Origin of the sequence: Streptomyces sp. NBC_00820, assembly GCF_036347055.1 — a bacterium.
Classification (GTDB): Bacteria; Actinomycetota; Actinomycetes; order Streptomycetales; family Streptomycetaceae; genus Streptomyces.
The window spans coordinates 2,883,105-2,902,345 of the sequence record NZ_CP108882.1 but is presented as its reverse complement, the minus strand read 5'-3'; the positions used below and the strand labels follow the sequence as shown (position 1 = coordinate 2,902,345).

15 protein-coding genes are annotated in these 19,241 nt (G+C 72.3%); 12 read left to right on the top strand and 3 right to left on the bottom strand.

The window, feature by feature from the left end; genetic code table 11:
* Window positions 1-55: 55 nt before the first annotated feature.
* The 5 genes from lepA (at window position 56) to OIB37_RS13235 (ending at window position 8,406) form a co-directional block, all read left to right on the top strand.
* Window positions 56-1,930: a translation elongation factor 4 gene (gene lepA, locus OIB37_RS13255; protein WP_330457790.1), complete on the top strand. Its 1,875-nt coding sequence runs from the start codon at window positions 56-58 to the stop codon at window positions 1,928-1,930.
* A gap of 260 nt (window positions 1,931-2,190) precedes the next feature.
* Complete coding sequence (locus OIB37_RS13250) at window positions 2,191-4,065, top strand: AMP-dependent synthetase/ligase (RefSeq protein WP_330457789.1); 1,875 nt, start codon at window positions 2,191-2,193, stop codon at window positions 4,063-4,065.
* 324 nt (window positions 4,066-4,389) lie between these two features.
* Complete coding sequence (locus OIB37_RS13245) at window positions 4,390-6,231, top strand: SpoIIE family protein phosphatase (protein ID WP_330461833.1); 1,842 nt, start codon at window positions 4,390-4,392, stop codon at window positions 6,229-6,231.
* A 258-nt stretch (window positions 6,232-6,489) separates the two neighbouring features.
* Window positions 6,490-7,722: a radical SAM family heme chaperone HemW gene (hemW, locus tag OIB37_RS13240; RefSeq protein ID WP_330457788.1), complete on the top strand. Its 1,233-nt coding sequence runs from the start codon at window positions 6,490-6,492 to the stop codon at window positions 7,720-7,722.
* Between the two features lie 99 nt (window positions 7,723-7,821).
* Window positions 7,822-8,406, top strand: a complete 585-nt coding sequence (locus tag OIB37_RS13235; protein ID WP_330457787.1) for a Uma2 family endonuclease — start codon at window positions 7,822-7,824, stop codon at window positions 8,404-8,406.
* Here OIB37_RS13235 and OIB37_RS13230 read toward each other — a convergent pair.
* Both OIB37_RS13230 and OIB37_RS13225 read right to left on the bottom strand, forming a co-directional pair.
* Window positions 8,378-9,256, bottom strand: a complete 879-nt coding sequence (locus tag OIB37_RS13230; protein WP_330457786.1) for a DUF3097 domain-containing protein — start codon at window positions 9,254-9,256, stop codon at window positions 8,378-8,380. The genes OIB37_RS13235 and OIB37_RS13230 overlap by 29 nt on opposite strands.
* A 34-nt stretch (window positions 9,257-9,290) precedes the next feature.
* Entirely contained in the window at window positions 9,291-10,013 is a 723-nt protein-coding gene (locus tag OIB37_RS13225; protein ID WP_330457785.1) for an MBL fold metallo-hydrolase, read from the bottom strand.
* 173 nt (window positions 10,014-10,186) lie between these two features.
* On the opposite strand from OIB37_RS13225, the gene hrcA reads away from it, so the two are divergent.
* The 5 genes from hrcA (at window position 10,187) to OIB37_RS13200 (ending at window position 14,730) form a co-directional block, all read left to right on the top strand.
* Entirely contained in the window at window positions 10,187-11,203 is a 1,017-nt protein-coding gene (hrcA, locus tag OIB37_RS13220; RefSeq protein ID WP_330457784.1) for a heat-inducible transcriptional repressor HrcA, read from the top strand.
* The gene (dnaJ, locus tag OIB37_RS13215; RefSeq protein ID WP_330457783.1) at window positions 11,204-12,343 is read left to right on the top strand and encodes a molecular chaperone DnaJ; all 1,140 of its coding nucleotides are present in this window, start codon (window positions 11,204-11,206) and stop codon (window positions 12,341-12,343) included.
* A 78-nt stretch (window positions 12,344-12,421) separates the two neighbouring features.
* Entirely contained in the window at window positions 12,422-13,540 is a 1,119-nt protein-coding gene (locus OIB37_RS13210) for a nitronate monooxygenase (protein WP_330457782.1), read from the top strand.
* Window positions 13,537-14,283, top strand: a complete 747-nt coding sequence (locus OIB37_RS13205; RefSeq protein ID WP_330457781.1) for a 16S rRNA (uracil(1498)-N(3))-methyltransferase — start codon at window positions 13,537-13,539, stop codon at window positions 14,281-14,283. The genes OIB37_RS13210 and OIB37_RS13205 overlap by 4 nt, the downstream gene beginning before the upstream one ends.
* A gap of 57 nt (window positions 14,284-14,340) precedes the next feature.
* Window positions 14,341-14,730 carry a VOC family protein gene (locus OIB37_RS13200; RefSeq protein WP_330457780.1) on the top strand — a complete coding sequence of 130 codons (390 nt, stop codon included), beginning with the start codon at window positions 14,341-14,343 and terminating at the stop codon, window positions 14,728-14,730.
* On the opposite strand, the gene OIB37_RS13195 is transcribed toward OIB37_RS13200, so the two are convergent.
* Complete coding sequence (locus OIB37_RS13195) at window positions 14,675-15,094, bottom strand: hypothetical protein (protein WP_330457779.1); 420 nt, start codon at window positions 15,092-15,094, stop codon at window positions 14,675-14,677. The genes OIB37_RS13200 and OIB37_RS13195 overlap by 56 nt on opposite strands.
* A 105-nt stretch (window positions 15,095-15,199) precedes the next feature.
* On the opposite strand from OIB37_RS13195, the gene OIB37_RS13190 reads away from it, so the two are divergent.
* Together OIB37_RS13190 and OIB37_RS13185 are read left to right on the top strand one after the other, a co-directional pair.
* On the top strand, window positions 15,200-15,769 hold the full coding sequence (locus tag OIB37_RS13190) for a hypothetical protein (protein ID WP_330457778.1): 570 nt from the start codon (window positions 15,200-15,202) through the stop codon (window positions 15,767-15,769).
* Between the two features lie 120 nt (window positions 15,770-15,889).
* Complete coding sequence (locus OIB37_RS13185) at window positions 15,890-19,072, top strand: S41 family peptidase (protein WP_330461832.1); 3,183 nt, start codon at window positions 15,890-15,892, stop codon at window positions 19,070-19,072.
* The last annotated feature ends 169 nt before the right edge of the window (window positions 19,073-19,241 follow it).

Below are 19,241 nucleotides of genomic sequence, written 5' to 3'. Positions count from 1 at the left end.
GACTACGTAACGATCCGACCCGAGGCATAAGGCGCCTCAAGAGACAGGACCCTGCGTGCCCGCGACCCCTAACCATGTGCCCGAGCCGAGCCGTACCGCCCCGGCTCTGATCCGCAATTTCTGCATCATCGCGCACATCGACCACGGCAAGTCCACGCTCGCCGACCGGATGCTCCAGCTGACCGGTGTGGTCGAGCAGCGGCAGATGCGTGCTCAGTACCTCGACCGGATGGACATCGAGCGCGAGCGCGGTATCACGATCAAGTCCCAGGCGGTGCGTCTGCCCTGGGCCCCCACCGAGGGCCCCGACCAGGGCACGACCCACATCCTCAACATGATCGACACCCCGGGGCACGTCGACTTCACCTATGAGGTCTCGCGGTCGCTGGCCGCCTGCGAGGGAACCGTCCTCCTCGTCGACGCCGCCCAGGGCATCGAGGCGCAGACCCTCGCCAACCTCTACCTGGCGATGGAGAACGACCTCACGATCATCCCCGTGCTGAACAAGATCGACCTGCCGGCCGCGCAGCCGGAGAAGTTCGCCGAGGAGCTGGCGAACCTGGTCGGCTGTGACCCGTCCGACGTGCTGAAGGTCTCCGCCAAGACCGGACTCGGCGTCGACGCGCTGCTGAACAAGGTCGTCAAGGAGATCCCGGCGCCGGTCGGGGTCGCCGACGCGCCCGCCCGCGCGATGATCTTCGACTCGGTCTACGACTCCTACCGCGGCGTCGTGACCTACGTCCGTGTCATCGACGGCAAGCTCAACAAGCGCGAGCGCATCCGGATGATGTCGACCGGCGCCAGCCACGAGCTGCTGGAGATCGGCGTCAGCTCCCCCGAGATGCTCCCGGCGGACGGTCTCGGCGTCGGTGAGGTGGGCTACCTCATCACCGGTGTGAAGGACGTCCGGCAGTCCAAGGTCGGTGACACGATCACCAGCCTGCACAACGGCGCGACCGAGGCGCTCGGCGGTTACAAGGACCCGAGGCCCATGGTCTTCTCCGGGCTCTACCCGCTGGACGGGTCCGACTACCCGGAGCTGCGCGAAGCCCTCGACAAGCTTCAGCTCAACGACGCCGCGCTGGTCTACGAGCCGGAGACCTCCGCGGCTCTCGGTTTCGGCTTCCGCGTCGGCTTCCTCGGGCTGCTGCACCTGGACGTGGTCCGGGAGCGGCTGGAGCGCGAGTTCGGCCTCGACCTCATCGCGACCGCGCCGAACGTGGTGTACCGCGTGCTCATGGAGGACGGCACCGAGCACGTCGTCACCAACCCGAGCGAGTTCCCCGAGGGCAAGATCAGCGAGGTGTACGAGCCGGTCGTGCGCGCCACCATCCTGGCGCCCACCGAGTTCATCGGCTCGATCATGGAGCTGTGCCAGACCCGGCGCGGCACCCTGCTCGGCATGGACTACCTCTCCGAGGACCGGGTCGAGATCCGCTACACCCTGCCGCTCGCGGAGATCGTCTTCGACTTCTTCGACCAGCTGAAGTCCAAGACCCGTGGTTACGCGTCCCTCGACTACGAGCCCACCGGCGAGCAGGCCTCCAGCCTGGTCAAGGTCGACATCCTGCTGCACGGCGACAAGGTGGACGCCTTCTCGGCGGTCACCCACAAGGACGCCGCGTACGCGTACGGGGTGCGGCTCGTCGCCAAGCTGCGCGAGCTCATCCCGCGGCAGGCCTTCGAGGTGCCGATCCAGGCCGCCATCGGCTCGCGGGTCATCGCCCGAGAGACCATCCGCGCCATCCGCAAGGACGTCCTCGCCAAGTGCTACGGCGGTGACATCTCCCGTAAGCGGAAGCTGCTGGAGAAGCAGAAGGAAGGCAAGAAGCGGATGAAGATGGTGGGTTCCGTGGAGGTTCCGCAGGAGGCCTTCATCGCCGTCCTCTCCAGCGACGACTCGGCGGGGTCGGGCAAGGCCAAGAAGTAACCGCGGGCAACTACCGGTTACGTCCGCAAAAAGGACACGCGGGGGCTCGCCGTGCGAAAGCGCGGCGGGCCCCTACGCGTGCGTAGCGTCGCTCTGCGTGGAAAGTGACAGGCCGAAGCCTCTTACGCAGCGGCCGGTCGCCCCCTTACGCTGATCCCTGCTCGATAGTTACTCGCGAGTTAAACAACAGTCCGAACCCCACCGTGAGTTAACCCAGCCGCACCGAGTCAGCCGCACTGCCGCGGGCCCCGGAGGATGTCGTGAGTGACACACAGACCCTGATCGAGAACCGTCCGCCGTCCGTGGCGGCCCTCTTCCTGGAGCGCGTGGCGGCCACACCGGACGCCGAGGCGTACCGCTACCCGGTGCCGTCGTCCACCGGCACGGGCCCCGACGACTGGAAGTCGCTGAGCTGGGGGCAGGCGGCGGAGCGGGTCCACGCGATCGCGGCCGGCCTCATCGAGCTTGGTATCGAGTCGGAGCAGCGGGTCGCCCTCGCCTCCTCGACCCGCGTCGAGTGGATCCTCGCCGACCTAGGCATCATGTGCGCGGGCGGCGCCACCACGACCGTCTATCCGCAGACCAACGCGGACGAGTCGGCGTTCATCCTCTCCGACTCCGAGAGCCGGGTGCTGATCGCCGAGGACGCGGCCCAGGTGGCCAAGGCCCTGGAGAAGCGCGCCGACCTCCCGTTGCTGACCAAGGTCGTCGTCATCGACCCGGCCGGCGCGGAGACCGGCGACTGGGTGATCACCCTCGCCGAACTGGAGCAGCGCGGCGCCGCCTATCTGCAGCAGCACCCCGAGCTGATCAAGGAGCGGGTCGGCGCGATCACCGGCGGCCAGCTCGCCACCCTCATCTACACCTCCGGCACCACCGGCCGCCCCAAGGGTGTGCGCCTGCCGCACGACAACTGGTCGTACATGGCGAAGGCCACCACGGCGACCGGGCTGATCACCGGCGACGACGTGCAGTACCTGTGGCTGCCGCTCGCCCACGTCTTCGGCAAGGTCCTCACCTCCGGCCAGATCGAGGTCGGCCACGTCACGGCCGTCGACGGCCGGGTCGACAAGATCATCGAGAACCTCCCGGTGGTGCGGCCGACCTACATGGCCGCCGTGCCGCGCATCTTCGAGAAGGTCTACAACGGGGTCGCCGCCAAGGCCCGCGAGGGCGGCGGGGCCAAGTACAAGATCTTCAAGTGGGCCGCCGAGGTCGCCCGCGAGTACGCCAAGGTGAGTCAGGACAACTTCCGGCGCACCGGTACCGCCTCCGTGCCGTTCGGCCTCGCCGCCAAGCACAAGGCCGCCGACGCGCTCGTCTACGCCAAGCTCCGCGAGGCCTTCGGCGGCCGGCTGCGCGCCTGCGTCTCCGGCGCCTCCGCCCTCGCCCCCGACATCGGCTACTTCTTCGCCGGTGCGGGCATCCACATCCTGGAGGGCTACGGCCTCACCGAGACCTCCGCCGCCTCCTTCGTCAACCCCGGCGAGGCCTACCGCACCGGCACGGTCGGCAAGCCGCTGCCCGGCACCGAGGTGCGCATCGCCGACGACGGCGAGATCCTGCTGCGCGGCCCCGGCGTCATGCAGGGCTACCACCAGCAGGCCGAGAAGACCGCCGAGGTGCTGGAGTCCGACGGCTGGTTCCACACCGGCGACATCGGCGAACTGTCGCCCGACGGCTATCTGCGCATCACCGACCGCAAGAAGGACCTCATCAAGACCTCCGGCGGCAAGTACGTCGCGCCGGCCGAGGTCGAGGGCCAGTTCAAGGCGGTGTGCCCGTTCGTCTCCAACATCCTGGTGCACGGCGCCGACCGGAACTACTGCACCGCCCTCATCGCGCTCGACGAACCCACCATCCTCCAGTGGGCCAAGGAGAACGGCCTGGAGGGCAAGCCGTACGCCGAGGTCGTGGCCGCGCCGCAGACGGTCGAGCTGATCGACGGATACGTGAAGCGGCTCAACGAGGGTCTCCAGCGCTGGCAGACCATCAAGAAGTTCCGGCTGCTGCCCCGGGACCTCGATGTGGAGCACGGGGAGATCACGCCGAGCCTGAAGCTGAAGCGGCCGGTGGTGGAGCGGGTGTACAAGCAGCTCATCGACGAGATGTACGCGGGAGCGCGGGAGGCGTAGGCCGCCTCGCGGAGAGGGCGGGAGGGGTGGGGGCGCCGCGGCCGAGCCGCGCCCCCCCCCGCGACCGGGCCGAGCCGATCCGGGTCGCCCTGGGGCCGAACCGAGCCGAGCCCGGCGCCCCCGCGGCCGAGCCGCCCCCCACCTCCCCCGCACAGCCCCCTCCCCAGGCCCTCCACGGGCCCTGCCCGGGCGGCTTGCGTTCGCGTTTCGCTCGAAAGTGACTGTCTTTCGACGTTCTCCCGGCGCGGTCCGCGGTCATGACCGGCCACTTCGGTAACTCAGCGCTCATGCCTGCGGGCTGTCTGTCACGCTGGCCGCATGGACATGGCGGCCATACCTACGCAGCGGGAGAGCGATACCTACCCCCGTGCGGCACAGGGGCGTGCCGCGCTGCCCGGAAGTCCTCTGGCGCCCGGGTCGGCACGATCCCTGGTGCGGGCCGCGTTCGGCGAGTGGACCGCACGGGGACTGGTCGCGGACGGGGCGGTGGCGCGGCTGAGGGACGACGCGATGGCCGTCGTCAGCGAGCTGGTCACCAACGCCGTCGTGCACGCCGGTACGGAGGTGGAGGTCGAGTGGCGGCTGGAGGAGTCCGGGGCGTTCGTCGTGGAGGTGAGCGATCACCATCCGGCACGGCCCCCGCGTGACCCCTCCGGCGGCGACCCGGCGGGCGACAGCCCCGAATACGGGCGCGGCCTGCGGCTGGTGGCCACCTTCGCCGAGTCCTGGGGCGTCACCTACCGCACCGGCGCCAAGACCGTGTGGGCGCGGCTGCCCGCCGGGGGCAGGCCGGAGCCGGACGGACCCGCGGCGGACCACACCCTGGACGCCGCCGAGGCGCTCGCCCCGCAGCCGCAGCGTCCCGGGGCCGAGCGGGACTGGCTCGGACGGGGAGCGTTGTCCTTCCTCGCCGAGGCCTCCGACCTCCTCGCCGGGCAGCTCGACGAGAACCTGGTCACCGCGCTCACCGGCCAGCTGATCGTGCCCCGGCTCGCCGACTGGTGCGCGGTGTGGCTGGAGGACGAGGCCAGCGTGCGTGGCGGCGACGGGAGCGGGCCCGCCCGGGTCTGGCACGCCAGCGAGAACCGCATCGAGGAACTGCACCGCACCCTGGAGAAGGACCCGCCCCGCCCGCGGGACGGCGTCCGGTCCGGCCCGGAGCCGTACCCGTGGCCCGGCGACGCGCTCGGCCCGGCCGGCGCCCGGGGCAGCGCGCTCGCCTACCGGCTGGTCGCGGGCGGCCGCCCGCTCGGCACGCTGGTGATCGGCCGGTGCGGTCCTGACGGGTTCCCCGACGAGGTCACCGGCCTGGTCGAGGACCTCGGCCGCCGGGTGGCGCTGGCCATCGGCGCCGCCCGCCAGTACGCCCGCCAGGCCACCATCAGCGCCGTCCTCCAGCGCGGCCTGCTCCCCGGCGCGGTCGCCGAGATCCCCGGGATGCGCAGCGCGCTCGTCTACGAGCCCTGCGATTCGGGCGGCCCCAGCGGTGACTTCTACGACGTGTTCCCGGCGGGCGACGGCCGCTGGTGCTTCGCCGTCGGCGACGTACAGGGCAAGGGCCCCGAGGCCGCGGTCGTCATCGGGCTCGCCCGGCCCTGGCTCAGGCTGCTGGCCCGCGAGGGCTACCGCGCCGCCGACGTCCTGGACCGCCTCAACCAGCTCCTGCTCGACGACGCCACCGAGGCCGCCGACGCCGCCGCCCGCGCGCTGGTCGCCGCCGGCGGCCGGCCCGTGGCCCCCGGGGACGGCCCGCAGACCCGCTTCCTGTCCCTCCTGTACGGCGAGCTGACCCCGTTCGACGGCGGCGTCCGCTGCACCCTCGCCTCCGCCGGACATCCGCTGCCGCTGCTGCTGCGCCCCGACGGCGAGGTGCGCACCGCCGCCCGCCCGCAGACCCTGCTCGGCGTCGTGGAGGACGAGACCTACACCAGCGAGACCATCGAACTGTGGCCCGGGGACAGCCTGTTGTGCGTCACGGACGGGGTCACCGAGCGCCGCTCCGGCTCCCGCCAGTTCGACGACGGTGACGGCCTCGCGCGCGCCCTGTCCGGCTGCGCGGGCCTGAGCGCCGAACGGATCGCGGGACGCATCCGCCGCCTCGTGCACGACTTCGGCGGCGGCCTCCCGGAGGACGACCTCGCCCTGCTCGTCCTCCAGGCCGAGTGACCTCCGCGCCACGGGACGGCGGACAGACGGACAGCCGGGGACAGACGGACAGCCGGGCACCCGACGCCGTACGCGCCGAGCAGGCCCCCCCCGACGCCGTACGCGGCGGCCAGGCACCCGGGGGCGTCCGGGGGCGCGCGTGGCGGCCGGAGGCGCGGACGGCGGCCTGGGGGTGCGGGGAGGCACGAGGCCCTGAGGCGCGGACGCCGGCCGGGCAGGCGTCGTCGTACGGGGCAGTCGTACGGGACAATGGAGGACATGCCTTCCGCACTTCCCGACGGCGAGCCCGTCCCGGACGACGGCGCGCTGCCCGCCGCCGCCCTCGCCGGGGCCGCCGACCGCCCCCTCGGGTTCTATCTGCACGTCCCGTACTGCGCGACCCGCTGCGGCTACTGCGACTTCAACACCTACACCGCCACCGAGCTGCGCGGCACCGGCGGGGTGCTCGCCTCCCGGGACAACTACGCGGACACGCTGACCGACGAGGTCCGCCTCGCCCGGAAGGTGCTGGGCGACGACCCGCGCGAGATCCGCACCGTCTTCGTCGGCGGCGGCACGCCGACCCTGCTGGCGGCGGACGATCTCGTACGGATGCTGGCGTCGATCCGTGACGAGTTCGGTCTCGCGCCGGACGCGGAGATCACGACCGAGGCGAATCCCGAGTCGGTCGACCGGGCCTACCTCGACACCCTCCGCGAGGGCGGCTTCAACCGGATCTCGTTCGGCATGCAGAGCGCGAAGCAGCACGTGCTGAAGATCCTCGACCGCACCCACACCCCGGGCCGCCCCGAGGCCTGCGTGGCCGAGGCGCGGGCGGCGGGCTTCGACCACGTCAACCTCGACCTGATCTACGGCACCCCCGGCGAGTCCGACGACGACTGGCGGGCCTCCCTGGAGGCGGCCCTCGGCGCCGGCCCCGACCACATCAGCGCCTACGCGCTCATCGTCGAGGAGGGCACCCAGCTCGCCCGCCGCATCCGCCGCGGCGAGGTCCCGATGACCGACGACGACGTCCACGCCGACCGCTACCTCATCGCCGAGGAGGCCATGTCCGCGGCGGGCTTCGACTGGTACGAGGTCTCCAACTGGGCCACCTCCGAGGCGGGCCGCTGCCTGCACAACGAGCTGTACTGGCGCGGCGCCGACTGGTGGGGCGCAGGCCCGGGCGCCCACAGCCACGTCGGCGGGGTGCGCTGGTGGAACGTCAAGCACCCGGGTGCGTACGCGGCGGCGCTGGCCTCCGGCCGCTCGCCGGGCGCGGGCCGGGAACTGCTGTCGGATGAGGACCGGCGCGTCGAACGCATCCTGCTGGAGCTGCGTTTGCGCGAGGGCGTCCCGCTGTCCCTCCTGAAGGAGGAAGGCCTCGCGGCTTCCCGGCAGGCACGGGCGGACGGGCTGCTCGAATCCGGTCCGTACGAAGAGGGACGCGCGGTGCTGACCCTGCGGGGGCGGCTGCTGGCGGACGCGGTGGTCAGGGACCTGGTGGACTGACCACCCGGCGGAGTGAATCACTGCGGAACGACGGCACGGCCCCTAACCTGGTTCGTAGGCTGCCGCTGAAAGCACGCGGCGAATGTGGAGGCCACGGAGATGACCGCTGTGGACGAACGAGGAGTCGCGGAGTTCTTCGAGGGCTTCGAGCCGCCCGACGGACTCAGGATGGAGCTTCTGCGGGGGGAAATCGTGATGATGGCCAGCCCGGATCTGGTGCACAACCTGATTGTCAGCGATGTGCAGGACCAGATCCCGCGCGGGCATTGGGTACGTCTTCAGACCCAGGACGTCGACATCGTCGACGAAGCCAGTGAGCCTGTCCCGGACCTTGTGGTCGTGGCACCCGAGGTACTGCCGGCTTCGGGGCGGCTCCTTCCGGCGAGCCTCATCACCATGGTCGTCGAGGTGGTGTCAAAGACCAGCGTCGAGCGGGACTACAGCGTCAAGCGATCGATCTACGCCGCCGCCGGTGTCCCCGTTTATCTCGTCGTCGATCCGATCATGGCGCAATGCGTCCTGCTGACGCGGCCTGAAGGCGAGGGGGAGAGGGCTGACTACATGGGGCAGACCAAGAGGAAATTCGGCGAGACGCTCTCGCTCGAGACCCTGGGGGTCGAACTCGACACGAGCAGCTTCGGCATCCTCCCCGACGTCAAACCCCACCGGTGGCCGTTGCCGTGACGAAGTCGATCAGCTCCTCCACCCGTCCCAGCAGCTCCGGCTCCAGGTCCTTGTAGGACCCCACGCGCGCCAGGATCGCCTGCCACACCGCGCCCGTGTTCTCGTGCGGCCAGCCCAGTGCCCGGCAGACGCCCGTCTTCCAGTCCTGGCCGCGGGGGACGCGGGGCCACGCCTCGATGCCCAGGGCGGAGGGCTTCACCGCCTCCCAGACGTCGATGTAGGGGTGGCCGACCACCAGTGCGTGTTCACTCGTCACCGACTGGGCGATGCGCCACTCCTTGGTGCCGGGGACCAGGTGGTCCACCAGGACACCGAGGCGGGCGTCCGGGCCGGGCCCGAACCCCTCGACGACGGACGGCAGGTCGTCCACGCCCTCCAGGTACTCCACGACGACGCCCTCGACGCGCAGGTCGTCGCCCCACACCTTCTCGACCAGCTCGGCGTCGTGCCGGCCCTCGACGTAGATGCGGCCGGCGCGGGCCACGCGCGCGCGGGCGCCGGGGACGGCGACCGAGCCGGATGCGGTACGGGTGGGACGTACCGGGCCCGAGGACGGCGGTCGTACGAGCGTCACCACCCTGCCCTCCAGCAGGAAACCGCTCGGCTCCAGCGGGAACACCCGGTGCTTGCCGAAGCGGTCCTCCAGTGTCACCGTGCCCGCCTCGCAGCGGATCACCGCCCCGCAGAAGCCGGTACCGGGCTCCTCCACCACCAGGCCGGGCTCGGCCGCGACCTCGGGCACGGGCTTCGGCTTCTTCCAGGGCGGGGTCAGGTCGGGGGTGTACGTACGAAGGCGCGGGCCCGAAGGGCCCTCGTTGGAAGGGCGGTGGTGGGAGACGGGTGGGCGCATTCGGATGACGATAGGAGAAGCGGCGGCCCGGTACTCAAGACACGCCGAAACGCGCCGCCAGCTCGTCCCGTTGCCGTCGTACGAACGCCGCGTCTACCACCGCTCCGTGACCGGGTACGTACAGCGCGTCCTCGCCGCCCAGCGCGAGCAGCCGGTCCAGCGCGGCCGGCCACCGCGACGGCACGGCGTCCGGGCCGGCCTGCGGTTCGCCGGACTCCTCGACCAGGTCACCGCAGAAGACGACCTCCGGGGTGCCGGGGACCAGGACCGCGAGATCGTGGGCGGAGTGGCCGGGGCCGACGTTGGCCAGCAGCGCCTGGCGGCCGCCCCCGAGGTCGAGGGTCCACTCGCCCGAGACCGGATGGACGGGCCGGGACACCACGTCCGCCGCCTCGTCCGCCTCGGCGGCCGGCAGCCCGTTCCTGATCGCGTCCCGCCGCAGTTCCGCGCGCTCGTGCGCGAGCACCGCCTCCAGGCCCACCGCGGCGTACACCTCGGCCCCGGCGAACGCGGCGGCGCCGAAGACATGGTCGAAGTGGGGGTGGGTCAGCGCGAGATGAGTCACATCGCGGCCGGTCAGCTCCCGTACCGCGGCCCGCAGCCGGGCACCTTCCGCCAGGCTGGACCCCGCGTCCACCAACAGTGCCGTACCCTCGCCGAGAACCAGCCCCACCGTGCAGTCCCAGCCGGGCAGCCGGCACCGGCCGACGCCCGGGGCCAGTCGCTCCCACCCCAGGTCTTCCCAAGTCACCGTCATACCGCGACGCTATCCGTACGAGATCCGCGTGAGCCGTCGCGGCGGGACCGGCCTTGCCCAGTGAGCACCCCACGGCCGTACACTGGGCCGGTGAAGGCTGGCACTCGCATGCGCAGAGTGCCAAGCGAGAGACCGTGTGGCCCGTGGGGACGACGTGAGGGAGGTGCGCGCGGATGCTGAGTGAACGCAGGCTTCAGGTGCTGCGCGCCATCGTCCAGGACTATGTGGGCACCGAGGAGCCGGTGGGTTCCAAGGCGCTCACCGAGCGGCACAACCTCGGGGTCTCCCCGGCCACCGTGCGCAACGACATGGCCGCCCTGGAGGACGAGGGGTTCATCGCCCAGCCGCACACCAGCGCCGGGCGGATCCCCACGGACAAGGGCTACCGGCTGTTCGTCGACAGGCTCGCCGGCGTGAAGCCGATGACCGCGCCCGAGCGGCGGGCCATCCAGAACTTCCTCGAAGGCGCCGTCGACCTCGACGACGTCGTGGCGCGGACCGTGCGGCTGCTGGCGCAGCTGACCCGGCAGGTCGCCGTCGTGCAGTACCCGTCCCTGACCCGGTCCACCGTGCGGCATGTGGAGTTGCTCTCGCTCGCCCCGGCGCGCGTGATGCTCGTGCTGATCACGGACACCGGCCGGGTCGAGCAGCGGATGGTCGACTGCCCGGCTCCGTGCAGCGAGGTCTCCCTCGCCGACCTGCGGGCACGGCTCAACAGCCGGGTCGCGGGACGCCGGTTCGCCGACGTGCCGCAACTGGTCGAGGACCTCCCGGAGTCATTCGAGGCCGAGGATCGCGGTACGGTCTCCACAGTGCTCTCCACTCTGCTGGAGACACTGGTCGAAGAGAACGAGGAGCGGTTGATGATCGGCGGCACCGCCAATCTCACCCGTTTCGGACATGACTTCCCCCTCACGATCCGGCCCGTCCTGGAGGCACTGGAGGAGCAGGTCGTGCTTCTCAAGCTCCTCGGCGAGGCGAAGGATCCGGGCATGACCGTGCGCATCGGGCACGAGATCGCCCATGAGGGACTCAACTCCACGTCCGTCGTCTCGGTCGGCTACGGTTCGGGCGGCGAGGCGGTTGCCAAGCTCGGCGTGGTCGGACCGACCCGCATGGACTACCCGGGAACGATGGGAGCGGTACGCGCAGTGGCACGGTACGTCGGACAGATCCTGGCGGAGTCGTAAGTGGCCACGGATTACTACGCCGTTCTCGGCGTGCGCCGCGACGCGTCGCAGGATGAGATCAAGAAGGCGTTCCGTCGGCTCGCGCGCGAGCTGCATCCGGACGTCAATCCCGATCCGAAGACGCAGGAGCGGTTCAAGGAGATCAACGCCGCCTACGAGGTGTTGTCGGACCCGCAGAAGAAGCAGGTCTACGACCTCGGTGGCGACCCGCTGTCCCAGTCGGGCGGCGCCGGTGGCGCGGGCGGCTTCGGAGCCGGCGGCTTCGGCAACTTCTCCGACATCATGGACGCGTTCTTCGGCACGGCGTCGCAGCGCGGCCCGCGCTCGCGCACGCGGCGCGGCCAGGACGCCATGATCCGGATCGAGATCGAGCTGGACGAGGCGGCCTTCGGGACCACCAAGGACATCCAGGTCGACACGGCCATCGTCTGCAACACCTGCAACGGTGAGGGCGCGGCCCCGGGCACCTCCGCCCAGACATGTGACATGTGCCGCGGTCGCGGTGAGGTCTCGCAGGTCACCCGGTCCTTCCTGGGCCAGGTCATGACCTCCCGGCCCTGCCCGCAGTGCCAGGGCTTCGGAACCGTGGTCCCCACCCCGTGCCCCGAGTGCGCGGGCGACGGGCGGGTCCGCTCCCGGCGCACCCTCACGGTCAAGATCCCGGCCGGTGTCGACAACGGCACGCGCATCCAGCTGGCCGGCGAGGGCGAGGTCGGCCCCGGTGGCGGTCCGGCCGGCGACCTGTACGTCGAGATCCACGAGCTGCCGCACTCGACCTTCCAGCGGCGCGGCGACGACCTGCACTGCACGGTGACCATCCCGATGACCGCGGCGGCTCTCGGCACCAAGGTGCCGCTGGAGACGCTGGACGGCATGGAGGAGGTCGACATCCGGCCCGGCACGCAGTCGGGGCAGTCGATCCCGCTGCACAGCCGGGGCGTCACGCATCTGCGGGGCGGCGGCCGGGGCGATCTGATCGTGCACGTCGAGGTCACCACGCCGACCAAGCTCGACCCCGAGCAGGAGCGGCTGCTGCGGGAGCTGGCCAAGCTGCGCGGCGAGGAGCGGCCCACGGGCCAGTTCCAGCCCGGGCAGCAGGGGCTGTTCTCCCGCCTGAAGGACGCGTTCAACGGGCGCTGACACCGGTGAGGCAGAGGGTGCCGAAAGGCACCCCCGGGCCGATTCGGACTTGTCCGGAGGACATGACACCATGCGGTCATGTCCTCCGCGCTGACCGATCTCTTTCCCCTGCCGATCGTGCAGGCACCCATGGCGGGCGGTGTCTCCGTGCCACGGCTCGCCGCGGCCGTGTCCGAGGCCGGGGGACTGGGGTTTCTCGCCGCCGGGTACAAGACGGCCGACGGCATGTACCAGGAGATCAAGCAGCTGCGCGGACTCACCGACCGTCCCTTCGGTGTGAACGTGTTCATGCCGCAGCCGGAGTATCCCGGCGCGGTCACCGGCTCAGGTGCGGCGGCCGACGCCCCGCCCCCCTCCGGTGCCGTCGAGCTCTACGCACAGCAGCTGGCCGGCGAGGCCGCCTGGTACGAGACCGAGCTGGGCGACCCGGACAGCGGACGTGACGACGGCTACGAGGTCAAGCTCGCCGTACTGCTCGACAACCCGGTGCCGGTGGTCTCCTTCCACTTCGGCGTCCCGAGCCGGGAGGCGCTGGACGCGCTGCGCCGGGCCGGCACCCTCACCCTGGTCACCGCCACCACCGTCGAGGAGGCCCTCGCGGTGGAGCGGGCCGGGGCGGACGCGGTGATCGCGCAGGGCGTGGAGGCCGGCGGCCACCAGGGCACCCACCGGGACGTCCCGGAGAACGACGGCGCCGGCATCGGCCTGCTGTCCCTCGTCGCGCAGATCAGGGAGACGGTGGGCATCCCGGTCGTCGCCGCCGGCGGCATCATGCGGGGCAGCCAGATCGCAGCCGTCCTCGCCGCCGGTGCCTGCGCGGCCCAGCTGGGCACCGCCTTCGTCCCCACCCCCGAGTCCGGCGCCCACGTCCTGCACAAGCGGGCGCTGACCGACCCCGTCTTCGCGCGCACCGAGCTGACCCGCGCCTTCACCGGACGCCCGGCCCGCGCACTGGTCAACCGGTTCCTGCGCGAGCACGGCCCCTACGCCCCCGCCGCCTACCCCGAGGTCGGCCATCTGACCGGCCCGCTGCGCAAGGCCGCCACCCTGGCCGGCGACGCCCAGGGCATGGCGATGTTCGCGGGACAGGGGCACCGGATGGCCCGTGAACTGCCGGCCGGAGAGCTGGTTGAGGTACTGGCGGCCGAACTGGCCGAAGCCATGACAGCGTTGTCGGCCGGAGGTGACGCGCGATGACCGCGCCTGTATTCGTTGTGGACCAACTCGACGCCGCCGGGCCGGAGTTCGTACTGGACGGGCCCGAGGGGCGGCACGCCGTCTCCGTGAAGCGGCTGCAGCCCGGCGAGGAGGTCGTCCTCACCGACGGCGCCGGGCGCTATGCGGTGTGCGACGTGATCGCCGCCGAGGGCAAGGACCGGCTGGTCGTCCGCATGACGTCCGTCTCCGAGGAGCCGGCGCCGTCCCCGCGCATCACCGTCGTCCAGGCCCTGCCCAAGGGCGACCGGGGCGAACTCGCCGTCGAGACGATGACCGAGGTCGGCGTCGACGCCATCGTGCCCTGGCAGGCGGCCAGGTGCATCACCCAGTGGAAGGGCGACCGCGGGCTGAAGGCCCTCGGCAAGTGGCGGGCCACCGCCCGCGAGGCGGGGAAGCAGTCCCGCCGGGTCCGCTTCCCCGAGGTCGCGGACGCGGCAACGACCAAGCAGGTGGCCGCACTTCTCGCGCGGGCCGACTTCGCCGCCGTGCTCCACTCCGACTTCGAGCACGAGAGTGCCCCCCTCGCCACCGCCGAACTCCCCGCCGAGGGTGAGATCGTGCTGGTCGTCGGCCCCGAAGGGGGCGTCTCCCGTGACGAGTTGGCCCTCTTCGAGGAGGCGGGCGCCCGCGCCCACGTGCTCGGCCCCTCCGTCCTGCGCACCTCCACGGCGGGCACCGCCGCCGCGGCCCTCCTGCTCGGCCGCACCGGCCGCTGGTCCTGACCTGAGCCGACCTGACCTGACCTGAGCCGACCCGGCCCGAGTCGAGAGGAGCACCCCATGGAGCTCGCCCAAGTACGGCTCCTCGTCACCGACTTCGCCGCCTGCTACCGCTTCTACGCCGAAGTCCTGGGCCTGCGGCCGCAGTCGGGGGCGACCGAGGGGCCGTACGAGAAGTTCAGCCCGCACGCCGGCTCCGCCGGGATCGCGCTGCAGGGCCGCGAGACGATGGCCGGGCTGCTGGACGAACTCGGCGAGACCGCGACCGGCCACCGCTCCCTGGTCGTGCTGCGCGTCGACGACCTCGACGCCTACTGCGAGCAGATCACCTCCCGGGGCGCGACCCTGCTCCGCGCCCCGGCCCCGCTGACCGACCGCATGCGCGTGGCCTACGTCAAGGACCCGGAGGGCAATCTGGTGGAACTTCAGGAGTGGCTGCTGCTCGGCTGACCGCGACGGCGGGCAGCAGTTCCCATCCGTCCACCTCGCCGGCCGCCGGCTCCCGGCCGTCCACGTCGCCGGCCTCCCCGCCCCGCCGGCGTACCTCGTCCACGAACGCCCGTACGACGCCGGGCTCGTGCAGATTCACCGAGTGTCCGTGCTCGTCGCTCACCCGCCCGGAGTGGGTGTAGGCGCCGCCGCTGACGACCCGTCCGTCCCCGCCGCGGAACACGACGCGGAGCGCGACACCGTCTCGCCACAGGTCCAGCGCCTCCGTGCAGGGTTCACCCGCCGAGCAGCGATGCCGCACCCTCCATTCGTAGCGGAACCCGTCCGGCACGACCAGTTGCCTGAGTCTGCGTTCGTTGCGCACGGAATCAGGATACGGACGAACCGCCCCTCACGGGTGGGTGATCGAACGGGTGAGTGGCCGTATGCGGCCTTCCGTCCCGCGTGTTCCGGTGGCACTCTGCCGTTCATGGGGGTATTGAGATGGATTTGGCGTCGGCCGCGCCCCACCCGGGTGGTGGCCGCGGCGGGACTCGCGGCGGTCGCCGTGGGCGGGGCGGTGGCCTGCCAGCCGGGAGGGCTCGGCTCGGCCTCGGTGGCGTACACCACGGACAGGACCGCGACCGACGCGCTGAACCGGCAGCACGTCGACGTCGACTGGCTCAACTGCACCGGCGAGTACGGCGACGCCGGCCGCACCCCCGGCAAGTCGCCCGACCCGACGCGGACCACCGCCGTCTCCGTCGACTGCCTGGGACGGACCAAGGACGGGCGGAAGATCACCGTCGACGGGAGGATCACCCGGGCCGTCGACGGGGCCTGTGTGCGTGGCAGCCTGACGGCCACGGTCGGCGGCAGGCGGGTTTTCCACGTGAGCGGGCTCGGCGACTGCGACGCCACCCCCGGGCCGGCGTTCACCCCGCCGGCCACCTACCGCCCCCCGGCACAGCCCAGGCCCACCGTGACCGTCACGGTCACCGTCACCCGCACCCTGTGGTGCAAGGGCGACCCGACCTGCTGGCCGGCCGAGGGAAAGTGATCCGTGAACCGGCCCCCGCGCAACGGGCCCCGCGCGTAAGGTGACGGAGTGACTCAGGGCGCTTCCAGGCACGGCACGGAAAGTTCCTCGTACCTCCGATTCCCGCACCTGCACGGCGAGTTGGTGACCTTCGTCGCCGAGGACGATGTGTGGCTGGCGCCGCTGGACGGCGGCCGGGCCTGGCGGGTCAGCGGCGACAACGTCCCGGTGACCCACCCCCGCATCTCACCCGACGGCACCCACGTCGCCTGGACCTCCACCCGCGACGGCGCCCCCGAGGTGCACGTCGCCCCGGTCGCCGGCGGCCAGGCCAGGCGGCTGACGTACTGGGGGAGCGGACGCACCCAGGTGCGCGGCTGGACCCCCGACGGCGAGGTCCTCGCGATCAGCGCCCAGGGCCAGGCCAGTCTGCGCCGCACCTGGGCCCGCGCCGTCCCACTGGACGGCGGACCGGCGACCACCCTGCCCTACGGGCCGGTCGGCGACGTCGCCCATGGCCCGCACACCGTGCTGCTGTCCGCCACCATGGGCCGCGAGGCCGCCACGTGGAAGCGCTACCGGGGCGGCACGGCGGGCAAGCTGTGGATCGACCGGGAGGGCGACGGCCGGTTCACACGGCTGCACGAGGAACTGGACGGCAACATCGAGAACCCGCTGTGGGCGGGGGACCGGATCGCGTTCCTCTCCGACCACGAGGGCACCGGCGCCCTGTACTCCTCCCTCGCCGACGGGACGGACCTGCGCCGCCACACCCCCCTCGCGGACGCCTCCCGCCCGGGCGGCGCCGGGAGCGGGACAGGCTTCTACGCCCGGCACGCCGCCGGCGACGGCAGCCGCGCCGTCTGGTCCAGCGCCGGCGAACTGTGGATCCTGGACGACCTGTTCGGCGCCGCCCCACGCCGGCTGGACATCCGGCTCGGCGGCCCGCGCGTGGACCTCCAGCCCCATCCCGTCGCCGCCGCCCGCTGGTTCGGCGCCGCCGCCCCCGACCACACCGCGCGCGGCAGCGCGGTCGCCGTGCGCGGCGCCGTCCACTGGGTCACCCACCGCTTCGGGCCGGCCCGCGCGCTCGCCGCGCAGCCCGGCGTACGGGCCCGGCTGCCGCGCACCTTCCGCGCCGACGGCGAGGAGTGGGTGGTGTGGGTGACGGACGCCGAGGGCGACGACGCCCTGGAGTTCGCCCCCGCCACCGGCCTCCTCCCCGGTGCCGTCCCGCGCCGGCTCGCCGCCGGACAGCTCGGCCGCGTACTGGCCCTCGCCATGGCCCCCGACGGCAGCCGGGCCGCCGTCGCCTCGCACGACGGACGGCTGCTGCTGGTCGAACGCGAGACCGGCGAGGTCCGCGAGGCCGACCGCAGCGAGCACGGAGACGTCACCGGCCTGGCCTTCTCGCCCGACTCCGGCTGGCTCGCCTGGGCCCACCCCGGACCCCGCCCGCTCTCCCAGATCCGCATCGCCCGCACCACCGACCTGTCGGTCACCGAGGCGACCCCGCTGCGCTTCCAGGACTACGCCCCCGCCTTCACCCCGGACGGCAAGCACCTCGCGTTCCTCTCCAGCCGCGCCTTCGACCCGGTCTACGACGAGCACGTCTTCGACCTGGCCTTCGTGGAGGGCGTCCGCCCGCACCTGATCACCCTCGCCGCGACCACACCGTCCCCCTTCGGACCGCAGCGCCACGGCCGGCCCTTCGGAACCCCGGACAAGGAGGAGACCCCCGACTCCGAGGGCACCCCGACGACCCGCGTCGACCTCGACGGCCTCGCCGACCGCATCGTGCCCTTCCCGGTCGAGGCCGCCCGCTACACCAACCTGCGCGCCGCCAAGGACGGCGTGCTCTGGCTGCGCCACCCCGTGCGCGGCGTCCTCGGCGCCACCCGCGCCACACCCGACGCCCCCGACCCCAAGACCGCGCTGGAGCGGTACGACCTCGCCCAGCAGCGCCTCGAACACCTCGAGGGCGACGCCGACCACTTCGAGGTCAGCGGCGACGGCAAGCGGGTGCTGCTGTGGACCGACGAGCGGCTCAAGGTCGTACCCGCCGACCGGCGCGCCTCCGACGACGAGGACAGCGACTCGAACATCACCGTCGACCTGACCCGGATCCGGCAGACCGTCGACCCGGTCGCCGAGTGGCGGCAGATGTACGACGAGACGGGCCGCGTCATGCGGGACAACTTCTGGCGGCCGGACATGGGCGGCGTCGACTGGGACGGCGTCCTCGACCGCTACCGGCCCCTCCTCGCCCGCCTCGCCACCCACGACGACCTCGTGGACCTGCTGTGGGAGGTGCACGGCGAACTCGGCACCTCGCACGCCTACGTCATCCCGCACGGCGCCTGGGGCAACGGCGCCCGGCAGGGACTGCTCGGCGCCGACATCTCCCGTCACGGCGACGGCGCCTGGCGCGTCGACCGCATCCTGCCGTCCGAGACCTCCGACCCGCAGGCCCGCTCCCCGCTCACCGCGCCCGGCGTCGCCGTACGCCCCGGGGACGCGATCGTCGCGGTCGGCGGGCATCCGGTCGACCCGGTCACCGGCCCCGGACCGCTGCTGACCGGCACCGCCGGAAAGCCCGTCGAGCTGACCGTCTCGCCCGCCGGCGGGGGCGAGCCCCGGCACGCGGTCGTGGTCCCCCTCGCCGACGAGGAGCCCCTGCGCTACCACGACTGGGTCGCCGACCGGCGGGCCCACGTCCACGAGCGGTCCGGCGGCCGCCTCGGCTACCTGCACGTGCCGGACATGCAGGCGCCCGGCTGGGCCCAGATCCACCGCGACCTGCGCGTCGAGGTGGCCCGCGAGGGACTCGTCGTCGACGTGCGCGAGAACCGCGGCGGCCACACCTCCCAACTGGTCGTGGAGAAGCTGGCCCGCCGGATCGTCGGCTGGGACCTGCCCCGCGGCAGACGGCCCTTCAGCTATCCGCAGGACGCCCCGCGCGGCCCCGTCGTCGCCGTCGCCAACGAGTTCTCCGGCTCCGACGGCGACATCGTCAACGCGGCCATCCGCGCCCTCGGCATCGGGCCGGTCGTCGGCACCCGCACCTGGGGCGGCGTCATCGGCATCGACAGCCGCTACCGCCTGGTCGACGGCACCCTGGTCACCCAGCCCAAGTACGCCTTCTGGATGGAGGGGCACGGCTGGGACGTGGAGAACCACGGCGTCGACCCGGACGTGGAGGTCGTACAGACCCCGCAGGACTGGGCGGCGGGGAGAGATCCCCAGCTCGACGAGGCGATACGGCTGGCACTGGAGGCATTGGAAACGGTGCCCGCAAAGACACCACCGGGCCTGCCGACCTAGGCCCTGTTGTCGAACTACCGCACTCCGGGCGGACAACGGGAGTTCGACGACAGGATTTAGGGGCGCGGGGCCGTATCGATATGCGGCCACCGCCGCGTGAGCGCGACCAGCCCCACGGACCCGCACCCGAACGACTACGATGCCCCCGTACTGATCACCGGCGAAAGCG